Source organism: Streptomyces sp. NPDC003327, assembly GCF_053589515.1.
Genome location: NZ_JBSFSA010000006.1, coordinates 241,427 through 259,469, shown reverse-complemented (window position 1 = coordinate 259,469; position 18,043 = coordinate 241,427). Strand labels below are relative to the sequence as shown.

General features: G+C 73.3%; 13 protein-coding genes. 7 read left to right on the top strand and 6 right to left on the bottom strand.

Annotation, left to right across the window (positions count from 1 at the left end):
* On the top strand, positions 1-139 hold a 139-nt coding region (locus ACWDVG_RS08485), incomplete at its 5' end, for a proprotein convertase P-domain-containing protein (RefSeq protein ID WP_451697431.1).
* A gap of 132 nt (positions 140-271) precedes the next feature.
* On the opposite strand, the gene glgP is transcribed toward ACWDVG_RS08485, so the two are convergent.
* Both glgP and ACWDVG_RS08475 read right to left on the bottom strand, forming a co-directional pair.
* Positions 272-2,830 (bottom strand): alpha-glucan family phosphorylase, encoded by a 2,559-nt coding sequence (glgP, locus tag ACWDVG_RS08480; protein WP_451697406.1) that lies wholly within the window; start codon positions 2,828-2,830, stop codon positions 272-274.
* A gap of 269 nt (positions 2,831-3,099) precedes the next feature.
* Positions 3,100-4,065: an AraC family transcriptional regulator gene (locus ACWDVG_RS08475; protein WP_451697404.1), complete on the bottom strand. Its 966-nt coding sequence runs from the start codon at positions 4,063-4,065 to the stop codon at positions 3,100-3,102.
* A gap of 120 nt (positions 4,066-4,185) precedes the next feature.
* Here ACWDVG_RS08475 and ACWDVG_RS08470 point away from each other — a divergent pair, with 120 nt between their 5' ends.
* The 5 genes from ACWDVG_RS08470 (at position 4,186) to glgB (ending at position 13,283) form a co-directional block, all read left to right on the top strand.
* Positions 4,186-5,127 (top strand): SDR family oxidoreductase, encoded by a 942-nt coding sequence (locus ACWDVG_RS08470; protein ID WP_451697402.1) that lies wholly within the window; start codon positions 4,186-4,188, stop codon positions 5,125-5,127.
* A 451-nt stretch (positions 5,128-5,578) separates the two neighbouring features.
* On the top strand, positions 5,579-7,564 hold the full coding sequence (locus ACWDVG_RS08465; protein WP_451697400.1) for an alpha-1,4-glucan--maltose-1-phosphate maltosyltransferase: 1,986 nt from the start codon (positions 5,579-5,581) through the stop codon (positions 7,562-7,564).
* On the top strand, positions 7,561-9,273 hold the full coding sequence (gene treS, locus ACWDVG_RS08460; protein ID WP_451697398.1) for a maltose alpha-D-glucosyltransferase: 1,713 nt from the start codon (positions 7,561-7,563) through the stop codon (positions 9,271-9,273). The genes ACWDVG_RS08465 and treS overlap by 4 nt, the downstream gene beginning before the upstream one ends.
* Before the next feature lie 214 nt (positions 9,274-9,487).
* Positions 9,488-10,834, top strand: coding sequence for a maltokinase N-terminal cap-like domain-containing protein (locus ACWDVG_RS08455; RefSeq protein ID WP_451697396.1), 1,347 nt, complete (start codon positions 9,488-9,490; stop codon positions 10,832-10,834).
* Between the two features lie 214 nt (positions 10,835-11,048).
* Positions 11,049-13,283, top strand: a complete 2,235-nt coding sequence (gene glgB / locus ACWDVG_RS08450) for a 1,4-alpha-glucan branching enzyme (protein WP_451697394.1) — start codon at positions 11,049-11,051, stop codon at positions 13,281-13,283.
* Here glgB and ACWDVG_RS08445 read toward each other — a convergent pair.
* From ACWDVG_RS08445 to ACWDVG_RS08430, 4 genes are all read right to left on the bottom strand, one after another.
* Entirely contained in the window at positions 13,270-15,516 is a 2,247-nt protein-coding gene (locus ACWDVG_RS08445) for a HelD family protein (RefSeq protein ID WP_451697393.1), read from the bottom strand. The genes glgB and ACWDVG_RS08445 overlap by 14 nt on opposite strands.
* A 162-nt stretch (positions 15,517-15,678) precedes the next feature.
* Positions 15,679-16,023, bottom strand: a complete 345-nt coding sequence (locus ACWDVG_RS08440; protein ID WP_451697391.1) for a thioredoxin family protein — start codon at positions 16,021-16,023, stop codon at positions 15,679-15,681.
* Positions 16,020-16,448 carry a MerR family transcriptional regulator gene (locus tag ACWDVG_RS08435; RefSeq protein ID WP_451697389.1) on the bottom strand — a complete coding sequence of 143 codons (429 nt, stop codon included), beginning with the start codon at positions 16,446-16,448 and terminating at the stop codon, positions 16,020-16,022. The genes ACWDVG_RS08440 and ACWDVG_RS08435 overlap by 4 nt, the downstream gene beginning before the upstream one ends.
* A gap of 29 nt (positions 16,449-16,477) precedes the next feature.
* Positions 16,478-17,026 carry an Lrp/AsnC family transcriptional regulator gene (locus tag ACWDVG_RS08430; RefSeq protein WP_451697387.1) on the bottom strand — a complete coding sequence of 183 codons (549 nt, stop codon included), beginning with the start codon at positions 17,024-17,026 and terminating at the stop codon, positions 16,478-16,480.
* Between the two features lie 44 nt (positions 17,027-17,070).
* Between ACWDVG_RS08430 and ACWDVG_RS08425 the strand changes: the two genes are divergently transcribed.
* Positions 17,071-17,979: an NAD-dependent epimerase/dehydratase family protein gene (locus ACWDVG_RS08425; RefSeq protein ID WP_451697385.1), complete on the top strand. Its 909-nt coding sequence runs from the start codon at positions 17,071-17,073 to the stop codon at positions 17,977-17,979.
* Positions 17,980-18,043 lie beyond the last annotated feature (64 nt).

Genomic DNA, 18,043 nt, shown 5'->3' with positions numbered 1-18,043 from the left:
CAGCGCGGACAACATCGCCCAGACCTACACCGTGAACGCCTCCTCGGAGGTCGCCAACGGTGCCTGGAAGCTCCGCGTCCAGGACCGGGCCTCGGTCGACACCGGCTACATCAACAGCTTCAAGCTGACCTTCCCGTAACCCGGGAGGACAGCAGGCGGACGCCCGGAGGGAACCTTCCCTCCGGGCGTCCGCGCGTCCGGCACGCACGGGGATGCGGACACGATCAGGGTGCTGCCGGCCGGTGGCGGGCGGGCTCACGGCCCGGACCGGTCAGCGCAGCAGCACCCCCGCCCCTTCCCCCGGCGGCTCCTCCGGCAGGGCCACCAGACCGAGTTCGGCCGGGTGGGCCTGGAGCGGATGCGCGGGAAGCACCCGGACCGTGCAGCCGAAGGGGCCCGTGCGGTCCAGCTCCAGGGTCCCCGCGTACGGCAGGCGGCCCTCCAGGTCGGGACCGCCCGCGGGCTTCAGGGTGGCCGTGCGGGTGTCGGCGAGCGTGTCGTCGGCGTCCACCCGGCCGGTCACCGCCTGCACCTCCACGTCGTCGGGGCTCAGCCCGCCGAGCGAGACCCGGACCCGGACGCCGGGCGTGGCGCCGAGCTCGGCGTCGGTGCCCGCCAGGTCGTCGCCGATCTCCACGTGGTCCACGGCCACCCGCGGCCAGGCCGCCCGCACCCGCGCCTTCCACTCCGCGAGCTCCCGCGCCCGCTCCGGGGTCAGGCTGCGGTGCGCCGCGGCGGCGGGGACGTAGAGCCGCTCCACGTACTCCCGCACCATCCGGTCGGCGAGCACCTTCGGTCCCAGGTGCGACAGGGTGCGGCGGACCATCGCCGTCCAGCCGGCCGGCACCCCGTCGGCGCCCCGGTCGTAGAAGCGGGGGGCGACCCGGCGCTCGATCAGCTCGTAGAGCGCCGCGGCCTCCAGGTCGTCCCTGCGGTCCTCGTCGGCGGCGGCCGACCCGTCGGCGGTGGGGATCGCCCAGCCGAACTCGGGCTCGAACCACTCGTCCCACCAGCCGTCAAGGACCGACAGGTTGAGGCAGCCGTTGAGGGCGGCCTTCATCCCGCTGGTGCCACAGGCCTCCAGGGGGCGCAGCGGGTTGTTGAGCCAGACGTCGCAGCCCGGGTAGAGGCCGCGGGCCATCTCCATGCCGTAGTCGGGCAGGAAGACGATCCGGTGCCGGACCCGCGGGTCGTCGGCGAAGCGCACCAGCTCCTGCACGAGCCGCTTCCCGCCGTCGTCCGCCGGGTGCGCCTTGCCCGCGACGACGAGCTGCACGGGCCGCTCGGGGTGGAGCAGCAGCGCCCGCAGCCGGTCCTTGTCGCGCAGCATCAGGGTGAGCCGCTTGTACGAGGGGACGCGGCGGGCGAAGCCGATGGTGAGGACGTCGGGGTCGAGGACGGAGTCGGTCCAGCCCAGCTCGGCGTCGGTGGCCCCGCGCTGCCGCCAGGAGGCCCGCAGCCGTACGCGTACGTCGGCGACGAGCCGTTCGCGCAGGGTGCGGCGCAGCTCCCACAGGCTGCGGTCGTCGGCGTCGGCGTCGAGCCGGGCGACCTCGGGGGCGACCCAGGTGGGGGCGTGCACGCCGTTGGTGACGGAGGTGATCGGCACCTCCGCGGCGTCGAAGCCCGGCCAGAGCCCGGCGAACATGGCGCGGCTCACGGCCCCGTGGAGGGTGGAGACGCCGTTGGCGCGCCGGGCGAGGCGCAGCCCCATCGCGGCCATGTTGAAGACGCCGGGCTCGCCGCCGAGCGGGGTCTCGTCGCCGAGGGCGAGGATCCGGCCGAGGTCGACGCCCGGCAGCGCGCCGTCCTCGCCGAGGTGGCGGGCGACGAGGCTCCGGTCGAAGCGGTCGATGCCCGCGGCGACGGGGGTGTGGGTGGTGAACACGGTGCCCGCCCGGACCGTCTCCAGGGCGGTGTCGAAGTCGAGGCCCCTGCCCTGGAGTTCGCGGACGCGTTCGAGGCCGAGGAAGCCGGCGTGGCCCTCGTTGGTGTGGAAGACCTCGGGGTCGGGGGCGCCGGTGAGCCGGGTGTACGTACGGACGGCGCGGACGCCGCCGATGCCGAGCAGCATCTCCTGGAGCAGCCGGTGCTCGCTGCCGCCGCCGTACAGCCGGTCGGTGACGCTCCGCTCGCCGGGTGCGTTCTCCTCGACGTCCGAGTCGAGCATGAGCAGCGGCACGCGGCCGACCCGGGCGATCCACAGCTGGGCGTGGAGGCTGCGGCCGCCGGTCAGGGCGAGCGTGATCCGGGCGGCGGTGCCGTCGGCCTCGCGGAGCAGGGTGACCGGCAGCTCGCCGGGGTCGAGGACCGGATACTGCTCCTGCTGCCAGCCGTCCCGGCCGAGGGACTGCCGGAAGTAGCCGTGGCGGTAGAGCAGCCCGACGCCGATGAGGGGGACGCCGAGGTCGCTCGCGGACTTCAGGTGGTCGCCGGCGAGGATGCCGAGGCCGCCCGAGTACTGCGGGAGGGCCGCGGCGACTCCGAACTCCGGCGAGAAGTAGGCGATCCCCGCCGGGAGTTCGGCGGCACGCTCGGACTGCTGCTGGTACCAGCGGGGGGCCCGCAGATACGCGTCGAGGTCGTCGGCCGCCACCCGGAGCCGGTCCAGGAACTCCTGGTCGGCGGCGAGCGCGGCGAGGCGGGTCGCGTCGAGCGAGCCGAGCACGCGGAAGGGATCGGCGCCCGCGAGCCCCTCGGGGGCGAGGGAGGCGAAGAGGGCGCGGGTGGGTTCGTGCCAGGACCAGCGCAGGTTGTGCGCGAGGTCGGCGAGGGGTCGAAGGGTGTCGGGGAGGACGGGACGGACGGTGAATCGACGGATTGCCTTCACGTGTCCACCTTCGCAGGCGAGTACGGAGCGGAGCGGACGCACCACGCTGTGCGTCCGGCGTGCCGCACCGACGCTAGGCGGTCGCCCCCGTCGCGCGCCACGGCGCACGGGGCCGGCGCACCCGCGGGGGCGGGGCGCGCCGGGGGCGCGGGGCTCCGTCGGGCGGGCGGGAGCGGGGTCGGTCGGGCGGGAGCGGGGTCGGTCGGGCGGGGCGTCGGGCGGGCGGGAGCGGGGTCGGGCGGGGCGCCCGCGGGGTACCCGCCCCGGGGTCAGGTCTCGGGTGTGTCGCCCGCGCGGTACTCGCCCGGGGTCACTCCGAACCACTTGCGGAAGGCCAGGTGGAAGCCGACGGCGCTCTGGTAGCCGACGCGGGCGGGGAGGGCCGACTGCGGGAGGGTCGTCTCGGTCAGGAGCCGGCGCGCCTCCTGCATGCGGCGGGCGGTGAGGTGGCGGGCGGGTGACTCGCCGACGAGCGCCCGGAAGGCGGCGGTGAAGGCGGACCGGCTCATGCCGACCTCGCGGGCGAGGCCGTCGATCGTCCACGGCTCGGCGTAGCGGGTCGCCATGGTCACCACCGCCCGGCTGATGCCGGGGTGCCGCAGCAGCGGCAGGGAGGCCGGGTTGTCGGCGAGCGAGCGCAGCAGCGGGCAGAGGGCGAGGACGAGGGCCATCTCGAAAGCGCGCAGGGTGACGAGCCGGTCGCCGGGGCCCGCGGGCCGGTCGGGGGTGGCGAGGAGCCGCAGGGTGTCGCGGAGCAGCGGTTCGCGTTCGACCCGGGGCCGGTCGAGGACGAGCGCCCACGGCAGGGAGGAGTAGAGGCCGCCGGCGGCGCCGGGGTCGAAGTGGAGTCCGGCGCAGAGCAGCCGGCAGACGGGTCCCGGGCCGTCGACGACGATCTCGCCGGAGGTGCCGGGCCTGCGCACCGGGAGGTGGGCGGTGAGGGGGAGGCCCGCGCGGTCGGGCCGGTCGGAGAGCCGGTGGGCGGTGCCGGTGGGGAAGACGGCCACGTCCCCGGTGCGGAGTTCGACGGGCTTCTCGCCGTCGGCGGTGATCCAGCAGCCGCCCTCGACGACGTAGTGGAGGACGGCGCGGCCGCGCTCGACGACGCCCTCGATGGACCAGGGGGCGCGGAGGTGCCAGCGGCTGTCGAAGACCCCGGTCAGCCGGAGCGGTCGGAGCAGTTCGCTCAGCAGCTCCTCGCGCTGGTCGTGACGGTCGGTTCCCACGGTTGCCATGGACGATCCTTCAACTTCCGCCCCGGTTTGTTAATTGATCTGCCGAAGCCGCCGCGGCGAGGCTGGTGGGAGCCGACCCGGCAGCAGAGACAGCAGCCTATCGAAGGGCCTTCGAGAGACATGTCCAGTCAGAGTCCGATGCGGGTGGCGGTCGTGGGAGCGACCGGTTTCCAGGGTGGTGCGGTGGCGCGGCTCCTCACCGAGCGGGACCACCGCGTACGGGGGCTGACCAGGCGGCCCGCCGCCGACCGGCCGTCGCTGCCGGCGGCGGTCTTCGTACGGGGCGACCTCGCGGACCCGGAGGCGGTGCGGGAACTCTTCGACGGGACGACGCACGGGTTTGTCACACTGCCGCTGGAGTACGACCCGGAGCGGGTGGAGGCGTACGCGCGGAACGTGGCCGCGGCGGCCCTCGCGGCGGGCACCCGGCGCCTGGTGTTCAACAGCAACACCCGGATACCGGGCGCCCCGACCGGGGTGCCGGCCTTCGAGACCCGGCGGCTCGCGGAGCGGGTGCTGCGCGAGAGCGGGGTGCCGCTGGTGGTGCTCAGGCCGCCCGTCTACCTGGACAACCTCTTCTCGCCGTGGAACGGCCCCGGCCTGGTCGACGAGGGCGTGCTCGCCTATCCGCTGCCCGAGTCGGCGCGCACGGCCTGGCTCTCGCACCGGGACCTGGCGCACGCGGCGCTCGCCGCGCTCACCCGCGAGGGCGTGGACGGGCGGACCTTCGACATCGGCGGGGCCCGCGCGCTGACCGGCCGGGAGCTGGCGCGCGCGCTCGGGCGGGCGCTCGGCAGGCCGGTGCGCTACCGGGAGCTGGATCCGGTCGTTTTCGAGCGCGGTCTGGCGCAGCTGCTCGGCGCGGACGCGGCGGCCGGGGTGGCGGGGATCTACCACTACGCGGCGAGCGGCGCCGATCCGGAGCTGATGGCGGACGACGGCGGGGTGTCGGCGGAGGTGCTGGCGCTCGATCCGCCGCCGGTGGAGGAGTGGGCGGCGGCCCGGCCCTGGCACGTCTGGTCGGACGCGGCGGAGGAGCAGGACCCCTCGCCCCGCTTCTGACCCGGCCCCTCCTCGCCCGCGCGCCCTGCTCCATCCCTGCTCACCCCCTCCCCGCCCCCTTCGCCGCACGGGCCTCTTCGTCCCCATCGCCTCACCGGCCCCACGGGCCCCGTCCCTCCGGACGGGGCCCGTCGTCGCGTGCGGCCGGCGCCCCGCGGGTTCCGGCCGTTTCTCGTCCGGACGGGGCGCTTGTCGGCACGGCTACGCCCTAGTAGTTAACAAAGCGCCGGATTGCCCACCCGAAATCGGTGGGAAGGCTCCTCCGGTACACCCCCGTCCCTCCCCCGAACCCGTCCTTCCCGTAACCCCTTTCATCCCTGTGGACCCGCCATCCGAGTGAACGCGGACAGGAGCGGCCATGCCCGCAACCCGCCGGCCGTCGTCGGAGCTAGAAAGAGCGCACCACCACCCGCACCCCCGTAACCCGTCAGGTGATGCTGTGAATCCGCTCATGGGACGCATTCCCGTACTGGACGTACGCCCGCTGGTCGACTGTGGCCGGCGCCCCGCCAAAGCCGTGGCGGGCGAGACCTTCGAGGTGACGGCGACCGTCTTCCGCGAGGGCCACGACGCCGTCGCCGCCAACGTCGTGCTCCGCGGCCCGTCGGGCCGCCCCGGCCCGTGGACCCCGATGCGCGAGCTGGCCCCCGGCACCGACCGGTGGGGCGCCGAGGTGACCCCGAACGCCGAGGGCCTGTGGACGTACACCGTCGAGGCGTGGAGCGACCCGGTGGCGACCTGGCGCCACACGGCGAAGATCAAGATCCCGGCCGGGATCGACTCCGAACTGGTCCTCGCCGAGGGGGCCGGCCTGCACGAGCGGGCCGCGAAGGGCGTCCCGAAGAAGGGCGGCGGCCGGGAGGCCGTCCTCGCGGCGGCGGACGCGCTGCGCGACGGCTCGCGGCCGGCCGCCGTGCGCCTCGCGGCCGCGCTGGCGCCGCGCGTGGTCGAGACCCTCGACCGGTACCCGCTGCGCGAACTGCTGTCCTCCTCGCCCGCGTTGCCGCTGCGGGTGGAGCGGGAACGGGCGCTGTTCGGCTCCTGGTACGAGTTCTTCCCGCGCTCGGAGGGCGTGCGGACGGTGAAGGGCCGTACGGTCCAGGGGACCTTCCGCACGGCGGCCGAGCGGCTCCCCGCGGTGGCGGCGATGGGCTTCGACGTGGTCTACCTGCCGCCGATCCACCCGATCGGCGAGACGCACCGCAAGGGCCCGAACAACGCGCTGTCGGCCGGGCCGAACGACGTGGGCGTGCCGTGGGCGATCGGCTCGCCGGAGGGCGGGCACGACGCCGTCCACCCGGACCTGGGCACGATCGAGGACTTCGACGCCTTCGTGGCGCGGGCCCGGGAGCTGCGCCTGGAGATCGCGCTCGACTTCGCGCTCCAGTGCTCGCCCGACCACCCGTGGGTGGAGAAGCACCCCGAGTGGTTCCACCACCGGCCGGACGGCTCGATCGCCTACGCCGAGAACCCGCCGAAGAAGTACCAGGACATCTACCCGATCGCCTTCGACCAGGACATGGACGGGATCGTCGCGGAGACCGTGCGGGTGCTGCGGCACTGGATGGACCACGGTGTGCGGATCTTCCGCGTGGACAACCCGCACACCAAGCCGGTGGTGTTCTGGGAGCGGGTGATCGGGGAGATCAACCGGGCCGATCCGGACGTGATCTTCCTGGCGGAGGCGTTCACCCGGCCGGCCATGATGCGGACGCTCGGCGCGATCGGCTTCCAGCAGTCGTACACGTACTTCACCTGGCGCACCACGAAGGACGAGCTGACGGAGTACCTGACGGAGCTGTCGGGCGACGTCGCGGCGCAGATGCGGCCCAACTTCTTCGTGAACACCCCGGACATCCTGCACGCCTATCTCCAGGAGGGCGGCCGGCCGGCCTTCGAGGTGCGGGCGGTGCTCGCGGCGACGCTCTCGCCGACCTGGGGCGTGTACGCCGGGTACGAGCTGTGCGAGAACACCCCGCTGCGGGACGGCAGCGAGGAGTACCTGGACTCGGAGAAGTACCAACTCCGGCCCCGTGACTGGGAATCGGCGGAGCGCGCGGGCGCGACGATCACTCCGCTGATCACGGCCCTCAACCGGATCAGGCGCCGTCACCCGGCGCTGCGCAGGCTGCGGAACCTGACCTTCCACGACACCGACAACCCGCAGGTGATCGCGTACTCCAAGCGCTCGGGTTCGAACACCGTTCTGGTGGTCGTCAACCTCGACCCGCACCACACCCAGGAGGCGACGGTGTCGTTGAACATGCCGGAACTCGGCCTCGACTGGCACGAGACCGTGCCGGTGCGCGACGAGCTCACCGGCGAGACCTATCACTGGGGCAGGGCCAGCTACGTGCGTCTCGAGCCGGGTGTCACACCCGCGCACGTCCTCGTCCTGCGACCGTCCCCGCAGACCGGAGGGTCACCCACATCATGACTGTCAACGAGCCCGTCCCCGACACCTTCGAGGACACCCCAGCCAAGGACCGTGATCCCGACTGGTTCAAGCGGGCCGTCTTCTACGAGGTCCTCGTCCGGTCCTTCCAGGACAGCAACGGCGACGGCGTCGGCGACCTCAAGGGCATCACGTCCCGGCTCGACTACCTCCAGTGGCTGGGCGTCGACTGCCTCTGGCTTCCGCCGTTCTTCAAGTCGCCGCTGCGGGACGGGGGGTACGACGTCGCCGACTACACCTCCGTGCTGCCCGAGTTCGGGGACCTGGCGGACTTCGTCGAGTTCGTCGACGCGGCCCACCAGCGCGGGATGCGCGTGATCATCGACTTCGTCATGAACCACACGAGCGACCAGCACATGTGGTTCCAGGAGTCCCGCCGCGATCCGGAGGGCCCGTACGGCGACTACTACGTCTGGGCGGACGACGACAAGCAGTACGCGGACGCGCGGATCATCTTCGTCGACACGGAGACCTCCAACTGGACCTTCGACCCGGTCCGCAAGCAGTACTACTGGCACCGGTTCTTCTCGCACCAGCCGGACCTCAACTACGAGAACCCGGCGGTGCAGGAGGAGATCCTCTCCGCGCTGAAGTTCTGGCTCGACCTGGGGATCGACGGGTTCCGGCTCGACGCGGTGCCGTACCTGTACCAGCAGGAGGGCACCAACTGCGAGAACCTGCCCGCGACCCACGCCTTCCTGAAGCGGGTCCGCAAGGAGATCGACGACCACTACCCGGACACGGTGCTGCTCGCCGAGGCCAACCAGTGGCCGGAGGACGTCGTCGACTACTTCGGCGACTTCCGCTCGGGCGGCGACGAGTGCCACATGGCCTTCCACTTCCCGGTGATGCCGCGGATCTTCATGGCCGTGCGGCGCGAGTCGCGCCACCCGGTCTCGGAGATCCTGGCGAAGACCCCGGAGATCCCCTCCGGCTGCCAGTGGGGCATCTTCCTGCGCAACCACGACGAGCTCACGCTCGAGATGGTCACGGACGAAGAGCGCGACTACATGTACGCCGAGTACGCCAAGGACCCGCGGATGCGGGCCAACATCGGCATCCGGCGGCGACTCGCCCCGCTCCTCGACAACGACCGCAAGCAGATGGAGCTGTTCACCGCCCTGCTCTTCTCGCTTCCGGGCTCGCCGGTGCTGTACTACGGCGACGAGATCGGCATGGGCGACAACATCTGGCTCGGCGACCGCGACGGGGTGCGGACCCCGATGCAGTGGACGCCCGACCGGAACGCCGGCTTCTCCTCCTGCGACCCCGGGCGGCTCTACCTTCCGGCCATCATGGACCCGGTCCACGGCTACCAGGTGACCAACGTGGAGGCCGGGATGGCGTCGCCGTCCTCGCTGCTGCACTGGACGAAGCGGATGATCGAGATCCGTAAGCAGAACCGCGCCTTCGGCACGGGGACGTACACGGAACTCCCGGCGTCCAACCCGGCGGTGCTGGCCTTCCTCCGCGAGGCTCCCCCCGAGGAGGGATTGGACGCCGACCTCGTGCTGTGCGTGCACAACTTCTCGCGGTTCGCTCAGCCGACCGAACTGAACCTGCGGCGCTTCGCGGGCACCCGTCCCGTGGAGTTGATCGGCGGGGTGAAGTTCCCGGCCATCGGCGAGCTGCCCTACCTCCTGACCCTTGCGGGTCACGGGTTCTACTGGTTCCGTCTCAACAAGAGCTGATTCATGGCCGGTTGACGAACGTCCCGGGGTGGGGCGGTTTCCCCCGCCCCACCCCGGGAACTGTGTCCCCACACGATTCGGGTCCATCCATACGGATCTTCCCTTTCCGACACGTCCCGCACTTCCGGACAGCCCCCGCTGCAATCCGGGACAATCTGCGCATTTGAACGCATACGACGCACATCTGCGCGCCCCGGGGAAAGGACGCGATGCCATGCCGGAGACCGCATCCACCACCCGGGCCACGGACGCCCTCCTGCCGTCCCTCGCCCCCCTGCTCCACGACTGGCTGCCCCGGCAGCGCTGGTTCGCGGGCAAGGGCCGCCGGGTCACCGGATTCACCCTGGACGCGGCCACCGAGCTCCTGCCGCTCGACGGCGCCGGGCCCGGCCTCCTCCACCTGCTCGTACGGGTCGAACAACCCGGCCGCCCGGCCGGCACGCCCACCGACTGCTACCAGGTCCTCCTGGGCCTGAGGACCCAGCTCCCGCCCCGGCTCGCCCCCGCCCTCATCGGCCGCATCCGGCAGGGCCCGCTGGCCGGACGCGCCGTCTACGACGGGCTGCGCGACCCGCGGCTCGCCGGACTCCTCTACGAACGCCTCCGCACCCCCGGCCGGACCGGACCCCTGCGCTTCCACGCCACGACCGCCCTGCCCGGCGGGCTCGCCCCGCGCGTGCTCGACGCCGAGCAGTCCAACTCCTCGCTCGTGTACGGCGACTCGTACATCCTGAAGATCTTCCGCCGGGTCAGCCCCGGCGCCAACCCCGACCTGGAGCTGCCGCTCGCCCTCGGCCGCGCCGGATGCGCCCGGGTGCCCGCCCCGGTCGCCTGGTTCGAGTCGGGCGCCGCCACCCTCGGCGTCCTCCAGCCCTATCTGCGCGACTCACGGGACGGCTGGCGGCTCGCCCTCGACGCCCTCGCCGAGGGCCGGGAGTTCACCGACGAGGCGCACGCCCTCGGCCGGGCCACCGCCGAGGTCCACCTCGCCCTCGCCGACGCCCTCCCCACCGAACGCCTCCGGCGCGCCGAGACCGAGCACCTCGCCTCCGCGATGGACCGGCGGCTCCACGCCGCCGCCCAGGCCGTGCCCGCGCTGCTGCCGTACGTCCCCGGTCTGCGGGCCGTCTTCGCCGCGGCGAGCGGTGCCCCCGGCGCGGGCGCCCTCCAGCGCATCCACGGCGACCTGCACCTCGGGCAGACCCTGCGGGGCTCGGACGGCGCGTGGGCCGTCATCGACTTCGAGGGCGAGCCCGCGAAGCCGCTCGACGAGCGGCGGCGGCCGCAGCCGACCGTGCGGGACGTGGCCGGCATGCTCCGCTCCTTCGACTACGCGGCCCGCACCCACCGGCCGTGGAACGCCGAGTGGGCGGGCCGCTGCCGGGACGCGTACTGCTCCGGTTACGCCGAGGCCTCCGGAGCCGACCCGCGCGAGGACCCCGCCCTGCTGCGGGCGTATGAGACGGACAAGGCGGTCTACGAGGTCGTGTACGAGGCACGGCACCGCCCGGACTGGCTCCCCGTCCCCCTCGCCGCCATCCACCGACTCGCCACCCCGTGACCCGCCCCCGGCCGCTCCCCCGGCCCCGCCGCCCGCGCCGCGCGCCGACGCCCCCGGCGGGGGCCGGTGGGCCGATCGGGGGAGGCGGTGCGGGCGGTCGCGCCCGTCCTGCCTGCGGTGATCCGCACGGGGCCCGTTCGGCCGAGTCACCGCTCGCCGTACCGGCCCGTTCCGTACACGTAAACCCTTTCCCCGCCCTCCAGGAGGCCACCCCGTGACCGCCCGACCCGCACGCAAGACGGCCGGCAAGTCGCCCCGCACGGCGCCCCCGCTCGATCCCGGCGACCGGGCGCGGCTGCTCGCCGGGGAGCACCACGATCCGCACGCGCTGCTCGGCGCGCACCCGGTGCGCGGCGGGGTGGTGGTGCGGGTGCTGCGCCCGTGGGCGCGGGAGGTCTCCGTCCTGGCGAAGGGCCGCCGGGTGCAGCTCCAGGACGACGGCGACGGCCTGTTCTCCGGGTTCCTGCCGCTGCTGCGCAAGGTGCCCGCGTACGAACTGCGGGTGCGGTACGACGGGGACGAGCTGGCCGTCCACGACCCGTACCGCTTCCTGCCCTCGCTCGGCGAGCTGGACCTGCACCTGATCGGCGAGGGCCGGCACGAAGAGCTGTGGACCGCGCTCGGCTCGCGGATCATGACGCACGAGGGCGTGACGGGCACGCGGTTCGCGGTCTGGGCGCCGAACGCGCGCGGGGTGCGGGTCACGGGTGACTTCACCTGCTGGGACGGCACGGGTCTGCCGATGCGCTCGCTGGGCTCCTCGGGCGTGTGGGAGCTGTTCGTGCCGGGGATCGGCGAGGGCGCCGTCTACAAGTACGACATCACGCGCCCGGACGGCTCCCACACGCTCCGCGCGGACCCGATGGCGCGCCGCACGGAGTGCCCGCCGAACACGGCGTCGATCGTCACGGAGTCGCACTACGCCTGGGACGACGCGGAGTGGATGGCGCGGCGCGGGGCGCGGCCGCACCACGAGTCGCCGCTGTCGGTGTACGAGGTCCACCTGCCGTCCTGGCGGCCGGGCCTGACCTACCGGCAGCTGGCCGAGCAGCTGCCGGCGTACGTCCGCGACCTCGGGTTCACGCACGTGGAGTTCATGCCGGTCACCGAGCACCCCTTCGGCGGCTCGTGGGGCTACCAGGTGACCGGCTTCTACGCGCCGACGGCCCGGATGGGGACGCCGGACGACTTCAAGCACCTGGTGGACGCGCTGCACCGGGCGGGCATCGGGGTGCTGATGGACTGGGTGCCCGCGCACTTCCCGAAGGACGACTGGGCGCTCGCCGAGTTCGACGGGCGTCCGCTGTACGAGCACGAGGACCCGCGCCGTTCGCACCACCCCGACTGGGGGACCCTGGAGTTCGACTACGGGCGCAAGGAGGTGCGGAACTTCCTGGTGGCCAACGCGGTCTACTGGTGCCAGGAGTTCCACATCGACGGCCTGCGGGTGGACGCGGTGGCGTCGATGCTCTACCTGGACTACTCGCGGGAGCACGGCGAGTGGGTGCCGAACGAGCACGGCGGCCGGGAGAACCTGGACGCGGTGGCGTTCCTGCAGGAGATGAACGCGACCGTGTACCGGCGCTGCCCGGGGATCGTGACGTTCGCCGAGGAGTCCACGGCCTGGGACGGGGTGACGCGGGCGACGGACCAGGTGGGGCCGGGCGGGTTCGGCGGGCTCGGCTTCGGGATGAAGTGGAACATGGGCTGGATGCACGACTCCCTGCAGTACGTGCAGAAGGAGCCGGTCCACCGCAAGTACCACCACCACGAGATGACCTTCTCGATGGTGTACGCGTACAGCGAGAACTACATCCTGCCGATCTCGCACGACGAGGTGGTGCACGGCAAGCGGTCGCTGGTGTCGAAGATGCCGGGCGACTGGTGGCAGCAGCGGGCGAACCACCGCGCCTACCTGGGCTTCATGTGGGCCCACCCCGGCAAGCAGCTGCTCTACATGGGGCAGGAGTTCGCGCAGGGCGGCGAGTGGTCGGCGGACCACGGGCCGGACTGGTGGCTGCTGGACCCGGCGTACGGGGCGGAGGCCGACCACCGGGGCGTGCGGGACCTGGTGCGCGATCTCAACACGGTGTACGCGGCGACGCCCGCGCTCTGGGAGCGGGACACCGTCCCGGAGGGCTTCGAGTGGGCGGTCGGCGACGCGGCCGACGACAACGTCTTCGCGTTCCTCCGCTACGACGGCTTCGGTTCGCCGCTGCTCGCGGTCTGCAACTTCTCGCCGGTGGTCCGGCACGACTACCGGATCGGGGTGCCGGACACGTTCGCGGCGTGGTCGGAGGTCCTGAACACGGACGCGGCCCGGTACGGCGGCTCGGACGTGGTCGGCACCGACCCGGTGAAGACCGAGTCGGTGCCGTGGCACGGCCGCTCCGCCAGCCTGCGGATGACGCTGCCGCCGCTGGCGACGGTGTGGCTCAGGCCCGCCTGATCACGCCCAGGCGCTGGGTGGCCCGGGTGAGCGCCACGTACAGGTCGTTGATGCCGTGCGTGGCGCCGTCCCGGATGCCGTCGGGGTCGACGACGAGGACCGTGTCGAATTCGAGTCCCTTGGCCTGGCGGGGGTCGAGGAGGACGACGGGCCGGGTGAGGTCGGGCTTCGGGCCGTGCGCGGCGTCGGGGAGGGCTTCGACCAGTCCGGGGTGCAGCTCGGGCGGGGCGATCACGGCGAGCCGGCCCTCGGCGGCCGGTCCGGAGGCCCGCTCGGCGGCGACCGCGTCGGCGGCCTCCTTCACCGGGTCGTCGACGGTGCGGTCCCAGGGCTCGACGCCGGTGGAGCGGACCGAGCTCGGGGGTTCGAAGCCGGGGTCCGCCTCGCGGCGCACCTCGGCGGCGACGGCCATGATCTCGGCGGGCGTGCGGTAGTTGACCCCCAGCCGGACGAGCTGCCAGCGGTCCTCCACGTACGGGGCGAGGATGTCCTGCCAGGAGCCGACGCCGGCCGGGTCGCCTGTCTGGGCGGGGTCGCCGACGAGGGTCATGGAGCGCGTGGGGCTGCGGCGCATGAGGAGCCGCCAGGTCATCGCGGACAGCTCCTGGGCCTCGTCGACGATGATGTGCCCGAAGGCCCAGGTGCGGTCGGCGGCGGCCCGCTCCGCTGCGGTGCGGTGGTCGGCCTCCTCGTGCCGCTCGGCGAACCGCTCGGCGTCGATGATGTCGTGCGCCGAGAGGACCTCGGAGGCGTCCTTGTCCTGCTCCTCCTTGTCCTCGAACTCGTACGTGCGGGAGGCGAAGGAGACGTCGAGGACGCCCTGGGCGTACTGGATCTGCCGCTGGCGCTCGGCCTCCTGGGCGGCGCGGGCGGCGGAGTCGTCGCGGCCGAGGAGTTCGGCGGCCTCGTCGAGGAGCGGCACGTCGGCGGGGGTCCAGTCGCCGCCGGTGCGCCGGATCGCCGCGAGGTCCTCCTCGGGGAGGTGGGTGGGGTCGGCGAGGTAGTCGGCGAGGAAGTCCTCGGGGGTGAGATCCGGCCAGAGCGTCTCGACGGCGGCGTGCACGTCGGGGTTGGCGGCGACGCCCTTGGCGAGGAGGGCGAGGTCGTCGGGGCCGAGGAAGTTGGGGCCGCCGTAGGGGTCGGCGCCGATGCGGTCGGCGAGCTGCTCGGCGAGCGCGTCCAGGATGCGGAAGACGAAGGTGGGGCGGGCGAGGTTGTGCGGGAGGCCGGTCTCGCGCGCCTTGTGGCGGGCTTCGAGGGCCATGTCCCAGTCGATGACGAGGTCGCCGTCCTCGTGCGGGACGATCAGCGGCTCGCCGCGCTCGGGCACCTGCTGGCGGTCCCGTACGGCCTTCGCGAGCGCCTCGGCCATGGCGGCGTCGCCCTTGACGGCGGCGGCGCGGGGGGTGTCGGTGCCGGTGGCGCGGACGCCGGGGTAGAGCTCGGTGGGGGTGGCGAGGAGGACGCCGGTCTCGCCGAGGGAGGGCAGGACGTTGCCGATGTAGCCGAGGAAGGCGGGGTTGGGGCCGACGATGAGGACGGCGCGCCGGGCGAGCTGCTCGCGGTGGGCGTAGAGGAGGTAGGCGGCGCGGTGCAGGGCGACGGCGGTCTTGCCGGTGCCGGGGCCGCCCTCGACGACGAGGACGCCGCGGTGCGGGGAGCGGATGATGGCGTCCTGCTCGGCCTGGATGGTCTGCACGATGTCGTGCATGCGGCCGGTGCGGGCCGCGTCGAGCGCGGCGAGCAGCACCTCGTCGGCGTCCCGGTTCTCGTGGCCGGTGCGGGTGGCGTCGGCGAGGTCGAGGACCTCGTCGTGGAGCGAGACGACCTCGCGGCCCCGGGTGGTGATGTGCCGCCTGCGGGTGAGGCCCATCGGCTCGTGGCCGGTGGCGAGGTAGAAGGGCCGGGCGATCTCGGCGCGCCAGTCGACGACGAGGGGGGTGCGGTTCGGGTCGTCCTCGCGGATGCCGATGCGCCCGATGTGGTGGTCGCGTCCGTCCCGGAAGACGAGCCGGCCGAAGCAGAGTCCGGTCTCCCCGGCGTTGAAGGCGGCGAGCAGTCCGGACTGCTCGGCCACCATGACGTCCCGTTCGAGCCGCGACTGGGCGCTGCCGGTGCCGGGCGTGGCGAGGGCCCTCGCGACGCCCGCCTCGGCCTCGTCCCTCAGGTCGTCGAGCCGCGCGTAGAGCGACGTGAGGAATTCCTGCTCTTCCCGGAATGGCTCGGTTGACAATTCGACTCCCAGCGCGATACAGTGCGTGTATTGAACTTCTTTGTGTCTTCATTTCTGCGCAGACACGAATTCATCAATATACGCGATACAGAGCCCCGGATGTCAATTCTCGCATCCGGGGCTTTTTGGTGCGCGAAATCGCCGCGCGGCGCGGTCGCGGCCTCAGCGGCGGAGGGCGTCCTCCAGGTCCGCCAGGAGGCGACGCCTGGGCCGGGCTCCGACGATCGACGTCACCGGTTCGCCCGCCCGGAAGACCAGCAGGGTCGGGGTCGCGAGCACCCCGTACCTCAGGGTGGTCTCCGGGTTGCGGTCGACGTCGATCTCGACGATCCGCAGCCGGCCCGCCTCCTCGGCGGCGATCGCGGCGAGGACCGGCGTCAGCTGCCGGCAGGGGCCGCACCACTCGGCCGTGAACTTCACCAGCACCGGCAGTTCGGCCGCCAGCACCTCCGTGCCGAAGTCCGCGTCCGTGACCTCGGCCACGCGGCCCTCCGTGTGCGTCGTCATGCCCGTCCCCTTCCGATCGCTTCGTCGTCCGTCTCCGTGCCGAGCTCGCACCGGGGCTCCGGGCCGCGCGGCAGTTCGGCCTCGGCCCGCAGGAGCTGGGCGCCCACCTGGGCGCGTACCGTCCGCAGCTGGTCGATCAGGCCGTCCAGCTCCGCGAGCTTGCGGCGGTAGACGGCGATCGACGCGGGGCAGGAGTCCCCCGCCGGGTGCCCGGCGCGCAGGCACTCGACGAACGGCCGGGTCTCCTCCAGCTCGAACCCGAAGCGCTGCAGGGTCCGTATCTGCCGGAGGAGCCGCAGGTCGTCCTCGTCGTACGTGCGGTGCCCCTGTTCCGTGCGCCGGGCGGTCAGGAGCCCCCGGGACTCGTAGTACCGCAGGGTCCGCGGGGTGGTCCCGGCCCGCTCGGCCAGCTCTCCGATGCGCATGTCCCCGACCGTAGGCCCTGACGCCGACGTCAGGGCAAGGGGAGCGGGGACGCGGTCGGGTCTCCGGGCGGCAGCAGGGGCTTGCGCTCGACGGGCGAGGAGAGCACGACCGACGTCGTCGTCCGGCCGAACACGGAGATCAGCGCGAGCAGCTCCTCCAGGTGGACGGTGTCGGTCACCGCCACCTTGAGCATCCAGCAGTCCTCGCCGACCACGTGGTGCGCCTCCCGGATCTCGGGGCGTGCGGTGAGTTCCCGGGTGCGCGGGTGCCGGAGGGTGTAGCCGCCGTGCGGGTCGACCCGGACGAAGGCCTGGACGCCGTAGCCGAGCCGGGCGGGGGCCACCTGCGCGCCGTACCCGGTGATGACGCCACTCGCCTCCAGGCGGCGGACCCGTTCGGTGACGGCGGCCGGGCTGAGCCGGACGCGGCGGCCGAGCTCGCTCAGCTTGATGCGGCCGTCGGTCTGGAGCAGGTCGAGGATCCGCCGGTCGACGGGGTCGAGGGCGCCCACCGACGTTTCGACGGCGGCGGCGCGCGGTGACCGCGGTTCCTTCGGCACTCCGGCCCGAGCTCCCATGTTTCCCCCTTCAGACAGCGGCTCGACATCATCACACTTGAGCCATGGACATGCTGATCATCGGCGGGAACCGCTATTTCGGGAAGCGGCTGATCGCGCTGCTGCGCGCGGCGGGGCACCGCGTCACCGTGCTCAACCGGGGCTCCTCGGGCACCCCGGAGGGCGTGGAGCGGATCGTCGCCGACCGCGACGACGAGACCGCCCTGACCGCGGCGCTCGCGGGCCGCTCCTTCGACGTCGTCGTCGACCAGGTCTGTTACACCCCGCGCCAGGCGGAGATCGCGCGGCGGGTCTTCGCGGGGCGGACCCGGCGCTATGTGATGACCTCGACGGTGGAGGTGTACGAGCACGAGGACTCGGCCGCGCCGGTCGCGGAGGACGCCCTCGACCTGCGCACGGTCGTCGTCGACACCGCCCTGCCGTGGGAGGACCCGGAGTTCGGGGAGGCGCACTACGGAGAGGGCAAGCGGCAGGCCGAGGCGGTCTTCGCGGCGGCCGGGTCGCCGTTCGCCTGGGTGTCCGTGCGGGTGGCGCACGTGCTGGGCGGGGCCGACGACTTCACGGGCCGGATCGACCACTACGCGCGCCGCATCCGGGCGGGCGAGCCCATCGCCGTACCGCCGGTGAACCGTCCGGCGACCTATGTGTACGTGGAGGAGATCGCCGCGTTCCTGGCCTGGGCGGCGGAGGCGGAGTTCACCGGTCCGGTCAACGCGCACTCCCACGGCCCGCTCACCACCGCCGACCTCTGCGCCGAGATCGAGCGGCAGGTCGGCGGCCGCACGGTGTTCCGGGAGGTCGAGGTCGGCGAGGTGTCGCCGTTCGCCTTCGCCCGCTCGTACGGCATGGACAACTCCCGCGCCACCGAGCTCGGTTACTCCTTCGGCCACTCCCGTGACTGGCTCGCGCGGGCGGTCGCCGAGACGGTGGGGGGCGGGGCGCTGATGCGGTAGCGGACGCCGGGGGGCGCGCGCGGCCCGGGGGTGCGCGCCGGGATGCGAGAGCGCGGTCCGGGAT

Bases quoted from the DNA above. Each gene is read 5' to 3' on its own strand.
- ACWDVG_RS08435 (WP_451697389.1), bottom strand. From the start codon at position 16,448: ATGCGCATCGGAGAGCTGGCCGAGCGGGCCGGGACCACCCCGCGGACC.
- ACWDVG_RS08440 (WP_451697391.1), bottom strand. From the start codon at position 16,023: ATGACGACGCACACGGAGGGCCGCGTGGCCGAGGTCACGGACGCGGAC.
- treS (WP_451697398.1), top strand. From the start codon at position 7,561: ATGACTGTCAACGAGCCCGTCCCCGACACCTTCGAGGACACCCCAGCC.
- ACWDVG_RS08465 (WP_451697400.1), top strand. From the start codon at position 5,579: ATGGGACGCATTCCCGTACTGGACGTACGCCCGCTGGTCGACTGTGGC.
- ACWDVG_RS08475 (WP_451697404.1), bottom strand. From the start codon at position 4,065: ATGGCAACCGTGGGAACCGACCGTCACGACCAGCGCGAGGAGCTGCTG.
- ACWDVG_RS08425 (WP_451697385.1), top strand. From the start codon at position 17,071: ATGGACATGCTGATCATCGGCGGGAACCGCTATTTCGGGAAGCGGCTG.
- ACWDVG_RS08470 (WP_451697402.1), top strand. From the start codon at position 4,186: ATGTCCAGTCAGAGTCCGATGCGGGTGGCGGTCGTGGGAGCGACCGGT.
- ACWDVG_RS08455 (WP_451697396.1), top strand. From the start codon at position 9,488: ATGCCGGAGACCGCATCCACCACCCGGGCCACGGACGCCCTCCTGCCG.
- ACWDVG_RS08430 (WP_451697387.1), bottom strand. From the start codon at position 17,026: ATGGGAGCTCGGGCCGGAGTGCCGAAGGAACCGCGGTCACCGCGCGCC.